Annotated in this window: 15 protein-coding genes and 2 tRNA genes; 7 read left to right on the top strand and 10 right to left on the bottom strand. The window is 39.9% G+C overall.

Annotated elements, in window-relative coordinates:
* Positions 1 to 4 precede the first annotated feature (4 nt).
* Both P2W73_RS25400 and P2W73_RS25395 read right to left on the bottom strand, forming a co-directional pair.
* Positions 5 to 1606 (bottom strand): DNA recombination protein RmuC, encoded by a 1602-nt coding sequence (locus P2W73_RS25400; RefSeq protein ID WP_276504918.1) that lies wholly within the window; start codon positions 1604 to 1606, stop codon positions 5 to 7.
* 35 nt (positions 1607 to 1641) lie between these two features.
* A complete protein-coding gene (locus P2W73_RS25395; RefSeq protein ID WP_276504917.1) occupies positions 1642 to 1932 on the bottom strand; it encodes a helix-turn-helix domain-containing protein in 291 nt (96 codons plus the stop codon).
* 521 nt (positions 1933 to 2453) lie between these two features.
* Here P2W73_RS25395 and P2W73_RS25390 point away from each other — a divergent pair.
* Together P2W73_RS25390 and P2W73_RS25385 are read left to right on the top strand one after the other, a co-directional pair.
* On the top strand, positions 2454 to 2636 hold the full coding sequence (locus P2W73_RS25390) for an RNA polymerase sigma factor (protein ID WP_276504916.1): 183 nt from the start codon (positions 2454 to 2456) through the stop codon (positions 2634 to 2636).
* 54 nt (positions 2637 to 2690) lie between these two features.
* A complete protein-coding gene (locus tag P2W73_RS25385) occupies positions 2691 to 3065 on the top strand; it encodes an RNA polymerase sigma factor (RefSeq protein ID WP_276504915.1) in 375 nt (124 codons plus the stop codon).
* A 73-nt stretch (positions 3066 to 3138) separates the two neighbouring features.
* On the opposite strand, the gene P2W73_RS25380 is transcribed toward P2W73_RS25385, so the two are convergent.
* From P2W73_RS25380 to dnaA, 5 genes are all read right to left on the bottom strand, one after another.
* Positions 3139 to 4182, bottom strand: a complete 1044-nt coding sequence (locus P2W73_RS25380) for a PDDEXK nuclease domain-containing protein (protein ID WP_276504914.1) — start codon at positions 4180 to 4182, stop codon at positions 3139 to 3141.
* A 55-nt stretch (positions 4183 to 4237) separates the two neighbouring features.
* Positions 4238 to 5518: a site-specific integrase gene (locus P2W73_RS25375; RefSeq protein ID WP_276504913.1), complete on the bottom strand. Its 1281-nt coding sequence runs from the start codon at positions 5516 to 5518 to the stop codon at positions 4238 to 4240.
* Positions 5519 to 5817: 299 nt separating this feature from the next.
* Positions 5818 to 5891 (bottom strand) — tRNA-Pro (locus tag P2W73_RS25370).
* Positions 5892 to 6043: 152 nt separating this feature from the next.
* Positions 6044 to 6132: transfer RNA gene (locus P2W73_RS25365), tRNA-Ser, on the bottom strand.
* A gap of 131 nt (positions 6133 to 6263) precedes the next feature.
* Positions 6264 to 7697, bottom strand: a complete 1434-nt coding sequence (dnaA, locus tag P2W73_RS25360; protein ID WP_276504912.1) for a chromosomal replication initiator protein DnaA — start codon at positions 7695 to 7697, stop codon at positions 6264 to 6266.
* Between the two features lie 600 nt (positions 7698 to 8297).
* Between dnaA and P2W73_RS25355 the strand changes: the two genes are divergently transcribed.
* The 4 genes from P2W73_RS25355 to P2W73_RS25340 all read left to right on the top strand — a co-directional run bounded on the left by P2W73_RS25355 (position 8298) and on the right by P2W73_RS25340 (position 13233).
* On the top strand, positions 8298 to 9899 hold the full coding sequence (locus tag P2W73_RS25355; RefSeq protein WP_276504911.1) for an NAD(P)/FAD-dependent oxidoreductase: 1602 nt from the start codon (positions 8298 to 8300) through the stop codon (positions 9897 to 9899).
* 110 nt (positions 9900 to 10009) lie between these two features.
* Positions 10010 to 10948 (top strand): ABC transporter ATP-binding protein, encoded by a 939-nt coding sequence (locus tag P2W73_RS25350; protein WP_276504910.1) that lies wholly within the window; start codon positions 10010 to 10012, stop codon positions 10946 to 10948.
* Between the two features lie 58 nt (positions 10949 to 11006).
* Positions 11007 to 12287 (top strand): ABC transporter permease, encoded by a 1281-nt coding sequence (locus P2W73_RS25345; protein ID WP_276504909.1) that lies wholly within the window; start codon positions 11007 to 11009, stop codon positions 12285 to 12287.
* 160 nt (positions 12288 to 12447) lie between these two features.
* Positions 12448 to 13233, top strand: a complete 786-nt coding sequence (locus tag P2W73_RS25340; protein WP_276504908.1) for a hypothetical protein — start codon at positions 12448 to 12450, stop codon at positions 13231 to 13233.
* Positions 13234 to 13452: 219 nt separating this feature from the next.
* Here the strand turns inward: P2W73_RS25340 and P2W73_RS25335 are convergent, their stop codons facing one another.
* From P2W73_RS25335 to P2W73_RS25325, 3 genes are read right to left on the bottom strand one after another with little or no spacing between them, the layout of a single operon-like run.
* Positions 13453 to 13866: a carboxypeptidase-like regulatory domain-containing protein gene (locus tag P2W73_RS25335; RefSeq protein WP_276504907.1), complete on the bottom strand. Its 414-nt coding sequence runs from the start codon at positions 13864 to 13866 to the stop codon at positions 13453 to 13455.
* A gap of 51 nt (positions 13867 to 13917) precedes the next feature.
* Entirely contained in the window at positions 13918 to 14892 is a 975-nt protein-coding gene (locus tag P2W73_RS25330) for an NAD(P)H-dependent flavin oxidoreductase (RefSeq protein ID WP_276504906.1), read from the bottom strand.
* 56 nt (positions 14893 to 14948) lie between these two features.
* Entirely contained in the window at positions 14949 to 15941 is a 993-nt protein-coding gene (locus tag P2W73_RS25325; RefSeq protein ID WP_276504905.1) for a sugar phosphate nucleotidyltransferase, read from the bottom strand.
* A gap of 349 nt (positions 15942 to 16290) precedes the next feature.
* Here P2W73_RS25325 and glyA point away from each other — a divergent pair, with 349 nt between their 5' ends.
* Positions 16291 to 17571, top strand: a complete 1281-nt coding sequence (gene glyA, locus P2W73_RS25320) for a serine hydroxymethyltransferase (RefSeq protein ID WP_276504904.1) — start codon at positions 16291 to 16293, stop codon at positions 17569 to 17571.
* The last annotated feature ends 237 nt before the right edge of the window (positions 17572 to 17808 follow it).

Here is a 17808-nt window from a genome sequence, read left to right as displayed (position 1 = left end):
CCACCTAAGTACCTGTTTCCAACTCATCTTCCATAATTTCGGGCAAAATATTTTTTTCGTCCGTTGCTGGTAACGTTTCGACATTACGTAACTGCCGCTGGATTGCCCTTGTTCTTGTTCCCACCACATCTTCCAATTGCCCCAAACCGGTTTGAATATTTTTCTGTGCTTTCTCTAATAGGCCGCCAAATTTTTCAAATTCTGTCTTAACTCCTCCTAGTACCTGCCAAACTTCGCTGCTACGTTTTTGTAAAGCCAGTGTTCTAAAACCCATTTGAAGACTATTCAGTAGTGCCGCTAATGTAGTTGGCCCAGCAACTGTTATTTTAAACTCGTCCCTTAATTGATCAACTAATGCACTCCGCCTAATTACCTCAGCATATATACTTTCAAAAGGAAGGAAAAGAATTGCAAAATCAGTTGTATTAGGCGGGTCGATGTATTTGTCCCGAATGTCTCTAGCCATTTTCCTTATGGTTGCCTCAAGATTTTTGGTAGCAGCTTCTATATCATCAGGAATGGCGTTCTCATATGCTGTTATTAAATGCTCATAGGCGTCTTTGGGAAACTTAGCATCTATTGGTAAGTAAACGAAGCTATTTTCATCTTCACTTTTGCCCGGAAGTTTGATTGCAAACTCAACAGGTTCCATGCTTCCCACCTTCGTCCGCACGTTGGCATCGTATTGCGAAGGAGCCAATATTTGTTCAAGCAACATAGCCAGTTGCACTTCGCCAACGCCTCCTCTCAGTTTTACATTGCTCAACACTTTCTTTAAGCCGCCAACATCGGAGGCAATAGTTTGCATTTCGCCCAAGCCTTTTTGTACTTCTATCAATTGCTTTCCCACTGTTTCGAAACTTTGGCCAAGGCGTTCACTCAGTGTTTTTTCCAGCTTCTCCTCAACGGTAGTGCGAATGGTTTCCAGCTTTGTTTCAGTTGCTTTTACAAGATCGTTTTGGCGGGTTTCAAGCTGCGCAAATTTTTCTTTCTGCAACTCGTTGAAGGAGGCCACATTTTTGTCAAAGGTTTCCTGAAAACCCTTAAAAGCATTTCCGAGGGCTTCTCTCAGCTGGCTATTGTCTGTTTTAGCCTGATCATTCAAGGTGTTTAGCTTCTCCTCAACCTTGCCAGTAATTTTTTCCAACTGGTCTCCTGTTTTTTCAGTCAGGTCTTTCTGCTCTTGCTTAAGTTCATCAAATTTATTGCGTTGTTCTAATGTAAAATCTTTAAGACTCCCGGTAAGTGCTTCCCTGTTTGACTTGTTATTCTCATCAATCCTCGAAATGAGTGAGTCGACCTTTTCGGTAAGGGTATTATTAACCTCTTTCAGGGCATTCTGAGTCTGCTCTGTAATGTTTCTCAGCGTTTGTGATAATTCTGATTTGAAATCTTTAAGAGTGTTATTTAATTCGCTTCGATTGTCTTTTGATATGGCGGTAATTTCTTCCCGGTTTGCCCTAAAATCTTCGTTGATATTTGAGTGTAGTGCATCTATCTTGCCTGACAGAAGTATTCTTTCATCACTCGGTTTGGGACGGAATAGAATAACTAGAAATATTGCAATAGCAATTAGTATACATATTACAATCATTAGAATTTCCATAAAGTTAAGTTCGGTTTAGAGGTGGCGGATGTTCCTTATTTATTTGTCATCATAAGAATCGTTTCATTAAAAAATGGTTCGTTTCCGAATTCATCATTTAGCTTTTGGCTCAAGTATCGAATCTGCAGTTCTTTAAAGTCCAATCCAAAAAGCTCCGCAATCACCGGTATCATTTTAAAATTTGCCGGACGTTCTCCCTTTTCAATTTTACTCAAGGTAGAAGTATCAATATCCATTATGGCAGCTACTTTCCGCAAAGGCATTTTCTTCAGTTTACGCTGGCTGTTAATCAAAGCTCCGAATTCACGACTCCAAGTGTTTGGCATTTTATTTTGGACTAAAGCGTCAAATCTAACAAAAGGAACCTGATTTCTATAGTTTCCAACAAAAAAGATTATTTCTTGGCCTGCCTAAACGATGAGTCTTTTGCTTTAATTTGTACTTCGTGATTCCCAATTTATTTTGAAAACTATTTGATTGTGGAGTCATAACCATTAGCTGGGATTGTTTTCGTTATGGCTTGCCCGTCGCTCAATTCAATTACCAATTATTTACGTCAGCTCTAATAGATATTGTCGAGCTCAGTTTTTGGTAATACCGACTTATCTGCAAACCAAGTAATCTTTATTCAATAAGTTCCTCAAAATCACGTCTCTGCTCATTATCCATATCTTTTTTCAACCACAGCGTAAATTGTGAAAAATACTTAGGCCTCTTTTACTGATTTTAAATTATGCCACAAATAGGCATATTTATAACACTAATCGCTTTAGCTATTTCTTTTAAAGCTTTTCTATTAGCTTTAATACATACATGGCCTTAGCTTTGTTGACCTAACATTTATATTATGAATAGCAAGACATTGTCTGATAATGTTGAACTTACCGGGGCTTTTCAACAAGGTGATATAAAAGCATTAAATGCGTACTTCGACGAATTTTACCCGGCTTTATGTTATTATGCCAACAGCTATACCCATGATATGGAAGTAGCTAAAGAGATAGCGTCGGAAGCCTTTGTGAAAACTTGACAATACCGGGAGCAGTTTACAAATACTGGTTCTATTCGTGCTTACCTCTATAAGGTGGTTCGGGGCGATGCATCCAATTGGCACATAAAAAAACAGCGATTTCCTATCGCTCCCCTCTCGGATGATGAAGATTTTGTATCACTTGATCCTAATGAATTTGCAAGAATTGTTTCAGCAGAAACAATGCGGCTTTTGTATAGCGCCATTGGGGAGTTACCGCCTGAATGTCGTAAGGTTTTCCGGTTATTATTAACAGGAAAAAAAGTAGCTGCCGAACTATTACAGATTTCTACCAGCACGGTAAAGGCGCAGAAAGCCAGAGGAATAATTCTTCTAAGAAAAAATATGGGGCCATCGGTTTTATTTATTCTTTATCTACTTGAGCATAAAAAAATCCCTTTAAATCTGCTTATCGATTTTGCCAATTAGTGATTCGCAAATGATGGAGGAAACACCTACCAGGACGGGCTGATTTTGGGTGTCGGCCGGAAATTTGAATTTTCTATTCCAACTGCTTTCGCAATTGCTCTTTACTTGGAAGATATAATTTGTATTCTTTGGCAAAAATCGTTTTATTATCTTCCGGAAGTGTAAACTCAACAACAGTTTTATTTTCTTCTTTGCACAGGATTATTCCAATAGTTGAATTTTCATCTGGCAGTTTTATTTTCCGATCATAATAATTCACATACATCTGCATCTGGCCTATATCCTGATGAGTTAGCTCGCCGATCTTTAGATCGAGCAAAGTAAAGCTCCTGATTAGTCTGTTATAAAATACAAGATCTATATGAAAATGCTTGCCATCTAAAGTTATTCTTTTCTGCCTCCCTGCAAATAAAAATCCTTTGCCAAGTTCAGTTAAGAAATGTTCAAGTTTGTCGATAATAGCCGTTTCCAATTCGTTTTCAGAGTATGAAGAATCTTCCTTTAAACCAAGAAATTCCAAAACGTAGGGACTCTTGAGCGCATCAGTTGGTTGATTTAAAATTTGTCCTTTCCTTGCAAGCTTTTTAACTCCTTTCTTATCTGTGCTTAATGCTAATCGTTCGTATAATGAAGAATTGTATTGTCGTTGTAGTTCTCTAACCGACCAATTATTTTGAGTTGTCTCTAATTCGTAAAAATTTCTTTCCTTCCTGTCATTTATTTTGAGTAATTGTATATAGTGGGACCAGCTAAGAATTTCCTGGGCAGAAATACGAGACATTGTCTCGTAAATCGGTTTACCTTTTTCTTTTTTGAATATACGAGACGGTGATTCGGAATTCGAGTATTCCAGGAAAAAGAGTCGCATGTATTGAAGATTGTCTACTGAGTAGCCTCGACCAAATCTCCTTATAAGACGTTCGCTCAATTTCTTTAGTGTTTGTTTTGCATAAATTGCCCTTTCTCTTCCACCTTGTTCTTTTTCGACAATTAAACGACCTATGTGAAAATATGTAAAGACCATTGTAGCATTCACGCTGCGGATCGTATGACTTTTCGCAATTTCAATTAAAGACTTTATGGAATTAAAAAGGGAGTCTGAAATACTCTTGTTCATGCGCTATATTTTACGATATGGTTTTAAAATCCAATTGAATTAAACTCTTAAAATATTAGTCGGCTACATTCAATAATCTGCGGGCGGCCAAAACAATTCCTCTTTTTCTGTCAAGCTTTTCCTCTAATCCTGCCATATCATTTATTACCTTTTCCTCATCCACATCTGCATAAATTTGAGTGGTTGTAATTTTGGTATGTCCTAGCATAATTTGAACTGTTTCTAACGGAACACCATTTTTAAGTGCGACGACTTTTGCAAATGTGTGACGGGCAACGTGGAATGTCAGGTAAGTAACAATCCCACAGATCTCAGCAATAATTTTAAGGCTGCGATTTATTTCCTGATTGGTGAGTGCTGGGAATATCGGACTACTATTCGGTGTGCTTATATCTACACCACGGGCAAGGAAGATGTTTATTGCCGATTGTAAAAAGGGGACTGCACAAAGTTCATCTGATTTGGTCCGGTAAATTTTACACCAAACAATGCCCTCAGATGTTTTTTCAAAATGTGATTGCCTGAGCGCCATCACATCCACAAAAGCCAAGCCTGTATAACAGGAGAACAAAAACAGGTCACGGACATAATTGAGCTTTTCATTAATAAATACCTTATTTTCCAGCGCAACCAACTCTTCAATAGTCAATTTTTTGCGCTTTGATTTCCTTAAAGGGCAACAATACTTTTCAACAGGATTTGCTTTCAACCACTCAATTTTGGTAGCCCAGTTCATGATTCTTTTAAAGCGCTGCACATGTTTACCTACACCATTTCCTCTGCAGGGGTCGTGTTGCTTGATGGGATTGTTACGCACATAACTTTCAAAGTCCGTCATCAGTTGCATGTTTACCTGGGACAAATAAACCTCTTTGTTGACCGGATACTTTTTTTCAATGAAGAGTTTTATATACTCAATGGTCGTGCGATAGTTTTTTAAAGAACCTTCAGAGAGTTTATCCTTCCAGATACTGTAATAGTAATTCAGCAAGTCGGTTAACTTATGCCCTTTCAGATTTGCATGTACGCCAAGGTAAGCCTGTTTGATTCCTTCTGCTGTAATTAATGCACTGTTATCAACCAACTCCCGATATCTTTCCTTGATTCTAAAACGGACATTATCAATGGTTGCATTAATTGTTTTAGCCTCCAGGGATTTGCCTTTGACGATTTCTTGTTTATTATCCCAATCAGCAGCAAAAATCTTTTCTTTAATGGAGATTTCTTTGGGAGGCTCACCATCTACTGTAATACGTGCATAAATCAATGCTAATTTTTTGTTTTCCTTGCAAAGCCGTGTTACAAAGTCGATACTAAAGGAATGTGTTGTTTTCATACCAAATGATTTGATAGGGTTTGAAATAAATTGAATTCACTCTTCACGCATTTTGTCAGTCATCACATTCGAATTCATTTCGAATCCAATCAAAAAACGTCAAAATTATCGACGACATAGTTTTGGAATTCAACGAATTAGATGCAGTTCTGTGAGTACAAAGGGTATGCCTTTTTTTACTCACGGATTTACTCACGAGAAGTTTGACATCTTCTGATATAAACTGATTGGAGGGAAATAAAAAAAGCCCATAAATAATCAATATTTATAGGCTTTGATAGCAGTTGATATGCTATATGTCGGGAAGACAGGATTCGAACCTGCGACCCCCTGGTCCCAAACCAGGTGCGCTACCGGCCTGCGCTACTTCCCGAACTTATTTCTTTGTTGCCGATATTTTCAATCAAGGATTGGTCTGTCATTTCTGCGACCCTCCCGATCTCAATCGGGATGCGCTACCGGCCTGCGCTACTTCCCGAACTTTCCAACTCCCATTACTTTCCTCACTTAACTAAAAACAATCTGCGGTGAGGGCGGGATTCGAACCCGCGGTACAGTTTAACCCGTACGGCAGTTTAGCAAACTACTGATTTCAGCCACTCATCCACCTCACCGTCGGCTGCCCTTTTTATAAGGGGTGGCAAAAATAAGATAACTGACCAGAAAACCCAAAACAAATACAAAAAACAAATCCCAAATTCCAACATCAGCAGAACCTGGGATTTATAATATTAAACTTAAACTTTTACATAGCTGCCAGCTGCACTTTCTGCTGCAATTCCAACACATTTTCCCTGAATACCGTATCTGTATCCATCAGGTCTTTTACTGTCTGGCAAGAGTGGATAACGGTAGTATGGTCCCTTCCTCCAAAATGCTCCCCTATAGTCTTTAATGAATTTTTGGTGAAGGCCTTGGCCAGGTACATGGTAATCTGTCTCGCCTGCACGATCTCTCTTTTACGGGTCTTTTGAAGGAGCTTATCGTAAGACACATCGAAGTACTCACATACCATGCGCTGAATGGTATCGATAGTAATTTCTTTGCTGGATGATTTTATAAAATTACGTAACACTTTTTTCGCTAAATCTAGGTCGATCTCTCTCCTGTTAAGCGAAGATTGTGCCAACAGTGATATTAATGCACCTTCCAGTTCCCTGATATTGCTGTTAATATTGTAGGCTATGTATTTTACTACTTCCTTAGGCATTTCCAACCCGTCATTCTTCATCTTCTTTTCCAGTATCTCGATGCGGGTATCATAATCAGGGATTTGCATGTCGGCACTAAGCCCCCATCTAAAGCGGCTTAACAACCTCTCCTGTACACCATCCAGGTCTTTCGGAGACTTATCAGAAGTTAAGATCAGTTGTTTATGTGACTGGTGCAAATGATTAAAAATGGCAAAGAAAGCATCCTGTGATTTTTCAGCTTTATTAAAAAACTGAACATCATCAATGATCAATACATCTATTAATTGGTAAAAATGAATAAAGTCATTAATCGCATTGTTCCGTCCATGATCCATGAACTGGTTGATGAACTTTTCAGAACTTACATACAACACCACCTTGTTGGGGTGTAATTTTTTTACCTCATTGCCGATTGCCTGGGCAAGATGCGTTTTACCTAAGCCCACACCGCCATAAATAACCAAAGGATTGAAAGAATTGGCACCGGGTTTTTCAGCTACCGTTTTACCGGCACGTCGGGCTACCCGGTTGCAATCACCCTCAATAAATGAATCGAAAGTATAAATATGATTTAGCTGGGGGTCTATCTGCATTTTTTTCAGACCCGGAATGACGAATGGATTTTTAACGGGGTTATTTATGACAAGAGGAAAATCCATTTCATTGTTTGAAAAAGTTTTAAATCCCTGGCCGGTGACATCCATCGTCAATGGTTTGTTCTTGCTATTACCACTATCAACCATGATACGATATTCCAGGTGAGCTTCTTTTCCCAATTCTCTCTTCAAAGTCTTTGCCAATAAATTTACATAATGCTCTTCAAGGTATTCAAAAAAGAACTGACTGGGAACCTGGATAACGAGAACATTATTTTTTAACGATACAGGATGGATGGGTTCGAACCATGTCTTGTAATGCTGCCATTCAACAATGTCTTTGATGATCTTTAAACAATTAGCCCATACTTTTTCCGCATTTTTCTCCATCAGTAACGTAACAGTTTATATCGGTTTAATTATAGTCTTGTGAAAACTTGTCCAAAAAAATTCTCCACACATTGTCAATAAAAAAAGTTGGACGGGACGGCGAATATCAACATTTATTGGATAAAAAAAAATTTTATTCCCTTGCTTTTTTGACAACTAAGCCATAATATTTTTTTTCTTTTCCCTTGAAAAAAATTTGGCTGTCTCAGCAAAAAAAACTCTAAAGCAGTTACCGTCATTTCAACAAAAAAAATTGACACTTTAACTGAACACAACTTGCTTCCAAAAAGTAATCGGGTAAAAATTTGTTACTGTATACTATTGCTCTTTCCTAATAAAAAAACAGACTAGCACTACAAAAAAGTATAACAGAACTTTGATTTTTCAATAACGTTCAAAGTAGTTGAAGGTAGAAATAATTCCTTATAGCTACAAGAAAAACACAACAGATTGCTACTTTTTTTTCTGGCTATGCCTAACCTGTTTTATTACAACACGCTTTACGCATTTAAAAGCAAATAAACAAACACCCAATAGCTTTATTGGGTCGTATTTTTGCGATGCCCAAAAAAAATTGTTTCAGGATAAAAACCTGGCCACATGCAAAAAAAAATTTCTCTCCGGTTGCTTCCGGCAGAAGCTGACAGTGATCATTCAATCAGGCAATATATAGCCCGTTCGGAAGCAGTCAACATGGCTGACATAACAGGCTTTACAATCATTAAACAATCGATAGATGCAAGAGCAAAACAGGCATGGGTAAATTTAACACTACTGGCCTATATAAATGAGCCCTATCATCAAAGGGAGTTGATGGCATTTAATTTCCTAAATGTTGCTGTAGCAGAAAAGAGAGTGATCATTGTTGGCGCCGGACCGGCAGGTTTATTTGCAGCATTAAAACTCATTGAATCGGGTGTCAAGCCAATCATTCTTGAACGCGGTAAAGATGTCAGGGCCAGGAGGCGTGACCTTGCTGCATTGAATAAAGAAGGCGAAGTAAATCCTGAAAGCAACTACTGCTTTGGCGAAGGGGGAGCCGGCACTTATAGCGACGGCAAATTATACACCCGCAGCTCAAAACGCGGTGACATTGAAAGGATACTAAACCTGTTTGTGCATTTTGGCGCCGAAGAAAAAATATTGTACGAGGCCCACCCCCACATTGGCACCAATAAACTGCCGCAGATCATCACTGCCATGCGCAGGCAAATACTAGACTGCGGTGGTGATTTTTTATTTGAAAAAAAAGTGGTTGACCTGTTGTTGTCAAACGATACAATAAAAGGTGTCAAGACTGCCGATGGCCAAATATTTGAAGCTGACGCTGTAATTCTGGCTACTGGTCATTCAGCCAGGGATATTTTTCAATTGCTTCATGCAAAAAAAATATTGATTGAAGCCAAGCCGTTTGCGCTGGGAGTAAGAGCCGAGCATCCCCAGGCCTTAGTAGATAGTATTCAGTACCATTCAGCAATTAGGAGTGAATTTCTTCCTCCTGCCTCTTATAGCCTGGTGCAACAAGTGAATGGAAATGGCGTCTTCTCTTTTTGCATGTGCCCAGGCGGCATTATCGCACCTGCCGCTACATCACCCGGCGAATTGGTAGTGAATGGCTGGAGTCCTTCCAAAAGAAACAACCCCTACGCCAATAGCGGAATTGTGGTAACAGTGCAGAATCACGATTTAAAGGATTATAAGAAATACCAAGATTTTGAAGAGATCACCAACCAACCAGCAAAACTGTTAACCTCGGATCTCGGCATGATGTATTTTCAGCAGTATGTAGAGCGAAAGGCTTTTCAAGCAGGTGGTGGAAAGTTTGTTGCACCTGCTCAACGGATGGTTGATTTCGCCGAAAGAAAAATATCAGCTTCTTTACCTGACTGCTCTTATCTACCCGGCCTCCATTCATCCGATTTAAAAAATGTACTCCCCTCATTTATATATACCAGTTTGCAGCAAGCCTTTAAAGAGTTTGGAAAAAAGATGAGGGGCTACTATACCAATGAAGCAGTAATAGTAGCAACAGAATCCAGGACATCCTCTCCTGTCCGCATTCCACGCAATGAAACTTCGTTACAACATCCACAAGTGAAAAATCTATACCCTTGTGCGGAAGGAGCTGGTTACGCAGGGGGGATTATGAGCGCAGCTATGGATGGAGAAAGAGTTGTCATGCATATCCTTGCTTCACTTTAACGCAATTGGCGCCCTGGTTTAGATAGTTTAAGAGCTCCGGGATGCCATTTATCAAAATTTTATTGCTTATATAGAGTAACGGTTATTTTTGCCAGACAATTTTAACAATCATGCCCATACTGGAATTAAACCACCTAAGAAAATATTTTGCCACGCAAAAAGCTGTTGATGACATCAGCTTTACCATCGAAAGAGGACAAATATTCGGCCTGCTGGGACCTAACGGTGCAGGAAAGACAACCCTGATTCGGATGATAACAGGCATTTTTTACCCTGATGAAGGCGAGATTACTTTCGACGGCAAAAAATTTGATCCCATTAATGACATTGCCCATATTGGTTACATGCCTGAAGAACGTGGCTTATACAAAAAAATGAAGATCGGGGAGCAAGCCATGTACCTCGCCCAACTCAAAGGTCTTAGTAAAAGTGAAGCCCATGCTAAAATCAAAAACTGGTTTACCAAACTGGATATGGAGACATGGTGGAACAAAAAGGTAGAGGATCTCTCAAAAGGAATGAGCCAAAAATTACAGTTCGTTACTACTGTTTTGCATGAACCTAAATTGATCATTCTTGATGAACCATTTAGCGGTCTCGACCCCGTCAATGCCAATTTAATAAAGGATGAGATATATAACCTGGCCAAGAAAGGAGCCACCGTTATTTTCAGCACACATCGCATGGAGCAGGTTGAAGAAATATGCGATCATATCGTATTAGTAAATAAAGGCGAAAAGATATTAGACGGTACAGTAAAAAAGATAAAACACGACTTTAAAGAAAACCTCTTTAAAATCAGTTTTACCAACAAGGTGTTAGCGGAGCATCTCGCCATTCATCTTTTTGAAGTAAAAGAAAAAAGCGATCACGAATTGGTCATGAAGCTTGACCCTGGTTATACTAATAATGATGTTTTACAATATTTCATTCATAAAGGGTTGAATATTGAATCCTTTAATGAAATTCTTCCTTCACTGAATGAAATATTTATACGATTGGTAGAAGGAACACCCACTGCACGCCGGTTTCAAAATGTAATGGTCTGAGAAATCAGCATAAGCCATAAGATTAAGAGAAAGGGATCTTACAAACTAACTACACACTATGAACAAGACACTACTCATCATACAGCGGGAATACCTGACAAGGGTACGCAAAAAAACATTCATTATCAGTACCATTTTATTTCCAATCTTATACCTTGGGTTGATCTTCGGAATGGGCTACCTGGGAGCAAAATCAAAGTCAAGATTAAAAGTAGCAGTTGTCGATTCTTCAGGATACTTTGATAAAGGAAGAATTGAACGGGAAAACCAAAAAGACAGCTCCTCTATTCTAACCGTTTTGACAACCCATGTGGATAGCCTGAAAAAGAATTTTTCTGAGTGGGGTTATGATGGTTATGTTGTAATTCCACAACAACAAAATTGGGAATCAGGTATAAAAGACCTGTTACTGCACACCAGCAGAACAATGGGTGAAGATGCGTCAGGTAGGGTTGAAAACAAACTAAACAATATCTGGAATGAAATCAAAAATGAAAAGCTGGGGATAGATGAGGAGAAAAAAGCGATTATCAAAAACAGTACGGTCAGTGTCAGATCGGTAAATGTGAATGATGAAAAAGCCAATTCGTCGGTTGCCAGTACAATTGGCTATGTGGCAGGCTTCCTGATCTACTTTATTTTGCTAGTATATGGATCACAAGTAATGATGGGTGTCATGGAAGAAAAGACAAACCGTATCGCCGAGGTTATTGTTTCATCGGTAAAACCATTTCAGTTAATGCTGGGTAAAATAATTGGCATTGGTCTCGTAGCATTGACACAGTTTTTTCTTTGGGTAGCTTTTATTTTCATCATTTATAATATTACCTCTGCATCAGGCAGCAGCATGTCATCCATGAGCATGGTAGTAGGCGGTATTCAAAAAGCATTTGGAAGTATAAATGTTCCAATGATCCTTTTCGGATTCGTTTTCTATTTTCTCGGCGGCTTCTTCTTCTATTCATCTTTATATGCAGCCATAGGAAGTGCAGTGAATGAAGATATGCGTGAAGCACAGTCATTGAGTTTTCCTATTACCTTGCTGGTCATCTTTTCCATTGCTATGATGTCGGTGGCAATTAATGATCCGACCGGGCCCGTTGCCGTTTGGGGTAGCATCATTCCTTTTAGTTCTCCCATTATTATGATGGCCAGAATTCCGTTTGGCGTTCCCGGAACCGTTCCCTGGTGGCAGCTAGCTCTTTCCATGACCTTACTTATTGCCGGTTTTATATTTTCCGTATGGCTTAGCGGAAAGATCTACAGAACCGGTATATTGATGTATGGAAAAAAACCCAGTTGGAAGGAAATGATCAAATGGGCATTTAAAAAAAGCTAACTATACTTCCCGAAAATGTATATAAAGACCTTGGCTGAGCTGAGGTCTTTTTTGTTAAAATTCTGTTTAGTTGACAAGTGGTGTAACTTAATACGAAATCAATCGTATATTTGATACGAAGCTTTTCGTTAAACTATCATTACCAATAAAAAATTAAACAATGAAACCAGGATCAATTAGAATGTTGCGTCTTTTAGCAGCAGTAGTCATTATTGCAACAACCCTCACACTTATATCATGGGATCGGAAACAACAACCGGAAGGGTTTTATCAGAAACAAACTAACCACGACACCATTCCTCAAAAAAGAGATAAAAAAATAAGAGACCTGGATGAGGCCATTGCTGAACTGGAAGAAATTGACCTCAAAGAACACCTGGATAAGGCAATGTTGCAGGTACAGGAGTCATTGAAGCAATTAGATGCTAAAAAAATGCAGCTCGAAATCGAGAGGTCTATGAAGGAGGTTGATGTTGAAAAGATAAAAGCCCAGGTAGACAAAGCAATGAAAGAAGTTGATTTTGCTAAAATCGAAAAAGAAGTGAAAGAGTCTATGGCAAAAATAGATTGGGATAAAATGAAAGCAGAGTTGGATGAAGTCAAAAAAATTGATTTCTCCGAAATGAACGCAGAAATGGAAAAGGCCAAAAAGGAAATGGAAAAATTTGGGCCTGAAATAGAAAAAGAATTGAAAAAAGCAAAAGTGGAAATTGAAAAAGCGAAAGCTGAAATGAAAGAGTACAAATCTTTTGTCGACGGATTGGATAGTGATGGAATGATCAACAAAAAAGAGGGCTATTCTCTTAAACACGAAGGCGGCCGGCTAATGATCAATGATAAAGAAGCCCCGGCCAGGACCTATGAAAAATACCGCAGCTTCCTGCAAAAACATCCAAAATTTAATATTGAAAAAAACAAGGATGACTTCAATATAAACATGGATTAAGATTAAATGCTTATCATAACATCCATGAAAAGTAGCCCCGGATTTCCGGGGTTACTTTTTACATTCAAGCAACGAAGATTATTTACAATTGTTTGCAACGCCTTGCCTCAATCCGAAAACTTTGCACTGACGGGGGATAAAAAGAATAACCTTAAACGGATTCGGGGCAATAAAAAAGCCGGTCATCGACCGGCTAATATCTTATCTGGCAAAAAACAACTAAAAATCAGCAAAGAGTAACGGTGAAGGAACAAGGTCAAAATCTTTATTCTCGATCATTTCGATATTTAATTGAAAAGCTTCATCGGTTTTTACCACTACTTTTTCTTTAGTGACTCTTTTATAGCCTGATTTTTCAAAAACAAATTTATAGGTGCCTGGCTTTAGCTCTTCAAAACCATAATTGCCCGTTTCATCGGTATATACAGCTTTCTCTTTTTTGGAAACAAGGTAAGCCGTTACAACTACGTCTTTAATAGGCTTCTTGCTCTCCCCATGAATGATAACTCCCGCCAGATCATTTTTCTTTCCCCCTTTAGTACATGTAGAAGAGTAAGGGTCGGGTTCTGCATTTGCCTTAGCAAAGGTGAATCCCAAAAGTCCCAAAGCAAGCATTAAAAATTTTGGTTTCATACGACCTTTTATTAATGGTAACAGGAATTGATCTGAAACAACTTTATAAAATTAAAGTAATAAGATGGGATTTTTTAAACCTTCCATAAATTCCAGCCAAACTTTTTTTACGATATCACCAGCCGGTAAAATACGATCCAGCAAAGAGCTTACCTGCCCTATCTCTAACTCCCCTTCGTCCAAATTACCTTCAAACATTCCTTTCTTGGCTCTTCCTCTGCCCAACAGTTCTTTTAGCTCTTCAATAGTGGCTCCCCTTTGCTCGGCAGCCTGCACTTGCTGGTAAAACTTATTTCGGATAAGGCGAACAGGGGTCAGTTGCTTCATTGTAAGAACCGTATCCCCCTCACTGGAATTGATGACAGCATTTTTAAAAGAACTATGGGACGAGGCCTCTTCGCTGGCTACAAAACGGGTTCCCATCTGCACTCCTTCCGCTCCCATTATCATTGCCGCCAGCATTTGCCTGCCCGTCCCTATTCCACCTGCTGCTATTACAGGAATCTTTACGGCATCGGCAACAGCGGGAGTCAGCACCATGGTAGTGGTTTCTTCCCGTCCGTTATGACCACCCGCTTCAAAACCTTCGGCAACAACAGCATCACAACCTGCATCCTCTGCTTTTAAGGCAAACTTGCTGCTACTAACCACATGAACCACTGTAATTCCTTTTTCCTTCAATACCCCGGTCCATGTCTTTGGGTTGCCGGCGGAGGTAAAAACGATTTTAACTCCTTCCTGTATTACAGTATTAATATGTTTATCGATATCCGGGTAAAGCAAAGGAACATTTACCGCAAATGGCCTATCTGTCGCTTCTTTGCATTTCCTGATATGTTCCAATAAGACATCAGGATACATACTTCCGCTGCCTATCATTCCCAAACCACCTGCATTACTCACTGCACTGGCCAGCTTCCAGCCACTGGCCCAGATCATACCAGCCTGTATAATGGGATAGTCGATCTGAAATAATTTCGTAACCCGATTTTTGAAAGGAGTCTTTAGCCCGGATTCGTTAGTCATAAAGCATATTGTTGCCGGTCACCGGTAGCCAGCAACTGGTAACCGGCAACGCTTGTCTATCCTAAATCAATATTTGTATTGTCGCCGATGTTTAACGTCCTGGTTTCTCCGCGCAGACCGGTATCGCTACCAATGATAGAAGCCTCCAGTACGATATCGAAAAGATTAGAATAAGCTCCGATGATGGAATTCCGTACGATGGAGTAATTTATTTTGGTATTCTCGCCAATACTGACATTCGGACCAATGATGGAATTTTTGATATCGCAGCCTTCCCCGATACTCACTGGCTGAATAATAACCGTGTTTTCAAAATGCTGGGGTACTTCCGACCTTTTGCCAAATTTTTTCAGCAGTGTCGCATTCGACTCCAGGAGAGTCTCCTTTCGACCGCAGTCAAACCAACTTTCGACTTTAAAGGGCTTGAATTTTATTCCCATGTGGAGCATGCAGTCCAAAGCGTCTGTCAGGCTATACTCGCCATGCGTTCGCAAGCCCTGCAGGTAATTGCTTTCAAGACACTGAAAAAGCTGATCGCTTTCTTTGATCTTATAAATCCCAACCAATGCCATATTAGACTTCGGGATCTGCGGCTTTTCAACAACGTGATGAATGAACCCATCTTCATTTATTTCGGCCACACCAAATTCCCGTGGATCATCTACTTTTCGTACGCCCAACATCGAGCAAGGGCTGTTTACGACATCCAACACGTCATATTCGCAAATGGTGTCTCCCAGTACCACTATCACTTCATCATTGTTCACTACCTCTTTGGTGATCTTGATGGCATGCCCTACCCCCTGCCTGTCGATTTGCTGCACGTAGTGAGCTTGCAGATCAGGATATTTTGCCTGTACATAATCCCTGATCTTATCACCCAAATAGCCAACAATAAAAACAAATTCCTGGATTCCGGCATCCCGCATTTGATCGATGATGATGCTTAGCACGGTCTTTCCTGCAAGCGGAATAAGAGCCTTTGGTTGTGTGTAACTATGAGGACGCAGCTTGGTTCCTGCACCTGCTACTGGTATAATTGCCTTCATTAATTAGTTGATAAATACCTGCCTTGTCGCCGTTTCCCCTTACGTTTGTAAGGTTTTGGCGGCAAAGCCAACGAAAGTAAGGATTTTTGAGACAATCAAAAAGTTATCAATACTACCCCTTTTTAATACATCACACGCTTAATTTTGCAACCTGAAATTGTGTAACCAGCTGTTGTACTACTATAAACTTCCGTTGCGTCGCACTCTTCAACGTTTGGATCGCTATTCAACAAGGTTCAAAGGGCTAAAGGTCTAAGAAGTTTACAGGGTTCCTTCAGCGGGATCCAGCTTCGTAACCTCTGCAACTTTTGGAACCTTTGAAACCTATTAAACTTTTGAAACAATTTATATGCAAAAAGATACCCAGGTATTCGATCTTATCAGCCAGGAATTGCAACGCCAACGCAACGGCATTGAATTAATTGCTTCTGAAAACTTTACTTCCCTGCAGGTAATGCAAGCCATGGGAACCGTTCCTACTAATAAATATGCAGAAGGCTATCCCGGAAAAAGATATTATGGAGGTTGCGAAGTGGTTGATGAAATAGAGACACTGGCTATTGAAAGACTGAAAAAAGTCTTCAACGCAAGTTGGGCCAATGTGCAGCCACACAGTGGCGCCCAGGCCAACGCAGCGGTGTTCCTCGCCTGCGTAAAGCCCGGTGAAAAGGTATTAGGACTGGACCTAAGTATGGGGGGCCACTTAACACATGGTAGCCCGGCAAATTTTAGCGGCAAAAACTTCCAGGCGCTTTTCTATGGAGTCAAAAAAGAAACTGGCATGGTAGATTATGACCAGCTTGAAGCCACCGCATTAAAAGAAAAACCTAAAATGATCATCTGCGGTGCTTCGGCTTACAGCCGCGACTGGGATTATAAACGTATTCGTGAAGTAGCCGATAAGATCGGTGCTGTGATCATGGCTGACATCGCCCACCCGGCAGGTTTGATCGCAAAAGGATTGCTGAATGATCCGTTCGAGCATTGCCATATTATAACCTCCACTACACACAAAACTTTAAGAGGCCCAAGAGGTGGTATCATCATGTTGCGCCATGATTTTGAAAATCCCTGGGGCATCAAAGATCCAAAAGGCAATACCCGTACGATGAGCCAATTGCTGGATCTCGCTGTTTTCCCTGGCACCCAGGGCGGACCATTAGAACATGTTATCGCTGCCAAAGCAGTCGCTTTTGGTGAAATTCTTTCAGATGACTTTGGCACTTATGCAAAGCAGGTTATTACCAATGCACAGGCAATGGCTAAAGCCTTGGTAAAGCGTGGTTATGATCTTATCAGCAACGGTACAGATAACCACCTGATGCTAATCGATCTGCGCAACAAGAAGCTCACTGGTAAAAAAGCCCAGGAGACGCTGGACAAAGCACATATTACGCTAAACAAAAATGCTGTGCCTTTTGATGACAAGTCTCCTTTTGTTACCTCGGGAATCCGTGTTGGTGTTCCAGCTATTACTACACGGGGACTGAAGGAAAACGACATGGAAACAGTGGTAAACATGATTGATAAAGTATTGATGAATGCGGATGATGAAAAAACAATTTCGGATACAAAAGCAGAAGTAAAAGCCTTTATGCAACAATTTCCTTTGTATCCCGAGTTAGGATAAACTTTTTTTAGTGATCTTCCGAAAAGCCATTCGCTGATGCGGATGGCTTTTATTTTTTGATGTAGTGATATAGTTGTTTACTTCCATCATAAGCATTCCGACTAACTAAATAGGGTCTGCTGATTAAGTCGCCATCAAACACTCAATTTTTTTGGAGGCGGGATATAAATTTCATGTAATACTGCCAGCCATTTAATAAACTCAACATTTTTTTGTTTAAGCCAAACAACGAGGCAA

Source organism: Terrimonas pollutisoli, from assembly GCF_029360765.1.
Classification (GTDB): domain Bacteria; phylum Bacteroidota; class Bacteroidia; order Chitinophagales; family Chitinophagaceae; genus Terrimonas_B; species Terrimonas_B pollutisoli.
The sequence above is the reverse complement of the archived record's forward strand: the minus strand, read 5'-3'. Positions and strand labels throughout refer to the sequence as shown.

Excerpts from the sequence above, each read along its gene's own strand:
- P2W73_RS25390 (WP_276504916.1), top strand. The coding sequence starts at position 2,454 with ATGAATAGCAAGACATTGTCTGATAATGTTGAACTTACCGGGGCTTTT.
- P2W73_RS25325 (WP_276504905.1), bottom strand. The coding sequence starts at position 15,941 with ATGAAGGCAATTATACCAGTAGCAGGTGCAGGAACCAAGCTGCGTCCT.
- P2W73_RS25350 (WP_276504910.1), top strand. The coding sequence starts at position 10,010 with ATGCCCATACTGGAATTAAACCACCTAAGAAAATATTTTGCCACGCAA.
- glyA (WP_276504904.1), top strand. The coding sequence starts at position 16,291 with ATGCAAAAAGATACCCAGGTATTCGATCTTATCAGCCAGGAATTGCAA.
- P2W73_RS25345 (WP_276504909.1), top strand. The coding sequence starts at position 11,007 with ATGAACAAGACACTACTCATCATACAGCGGGAATACCTGACAAGGGTA.
- P2W73_RS25335 (WP_276504907.1), bottom strand. The coding sequence starts at position 13,866 with ATGAAACCAAAATTTTTAATGCTTGCTTTGGGACTTTTGGGATTCACC.
- P2W73_RS25395 (WP_276504917.1), bottom strand. The coding sequence starts at position 1,932 with ATGCCAAACACTTGGAGTCGTGAATTCGGAGCTTTGATTAACAGCCAG.
- P2W73_RS25400 (WP_276504918.1), bottom strand. The coding sequence starts at position 1,606 with ATGGAAATTCTAATGATTGTAATATGTATACTAATTGCTATTGCAATA.
- P2W73_RS25330 (WP_276504906.1), bottom strand. The coding sequence starts at position 14,892 with ATGACTAACGAATCCGGGCTAAAGACTCCTTTCAAAAATCGGGTTACG.
- P2W73_RS25380 (WP_276504914.1), bottom strand. The coding sequence starts at position 4,182 with ATGAACAAGAGTATTTCAGACTCCCTTTTTAATTCCATAAAGTCTTTA.
- P2W73_RS25375 (WP_276504913.1), bottom strand. The coding sequence starts at position 5,518 with ATGAAAACAACACATTCCTTTAGTATCGACTTTGTAACACGGCTTTGC.
- P2W73_RS25355 (WP_276504911.1), top strand. The coding sequence starts at position 8,298 with ATGCAAAAAAAAATTTCTCTCCGGTTGCTTCCGGCAGAAGCTGACAGT.
- dnaA (WP_276504912.1), bottom strand. The coding sequence starts at position 7,697 with ATGGAGAAAAATGCGGAAAAAGTATGGGCTAATTGTTTAAAGATCATC.
- P2W73_RS25340 (WP_276504908.1), top strand. The coding sequence starts at position 12,448 with ATGAAACCAGGATCAATTAGAATGTTGCGTCTTTTAGCAGCAGTAGTC.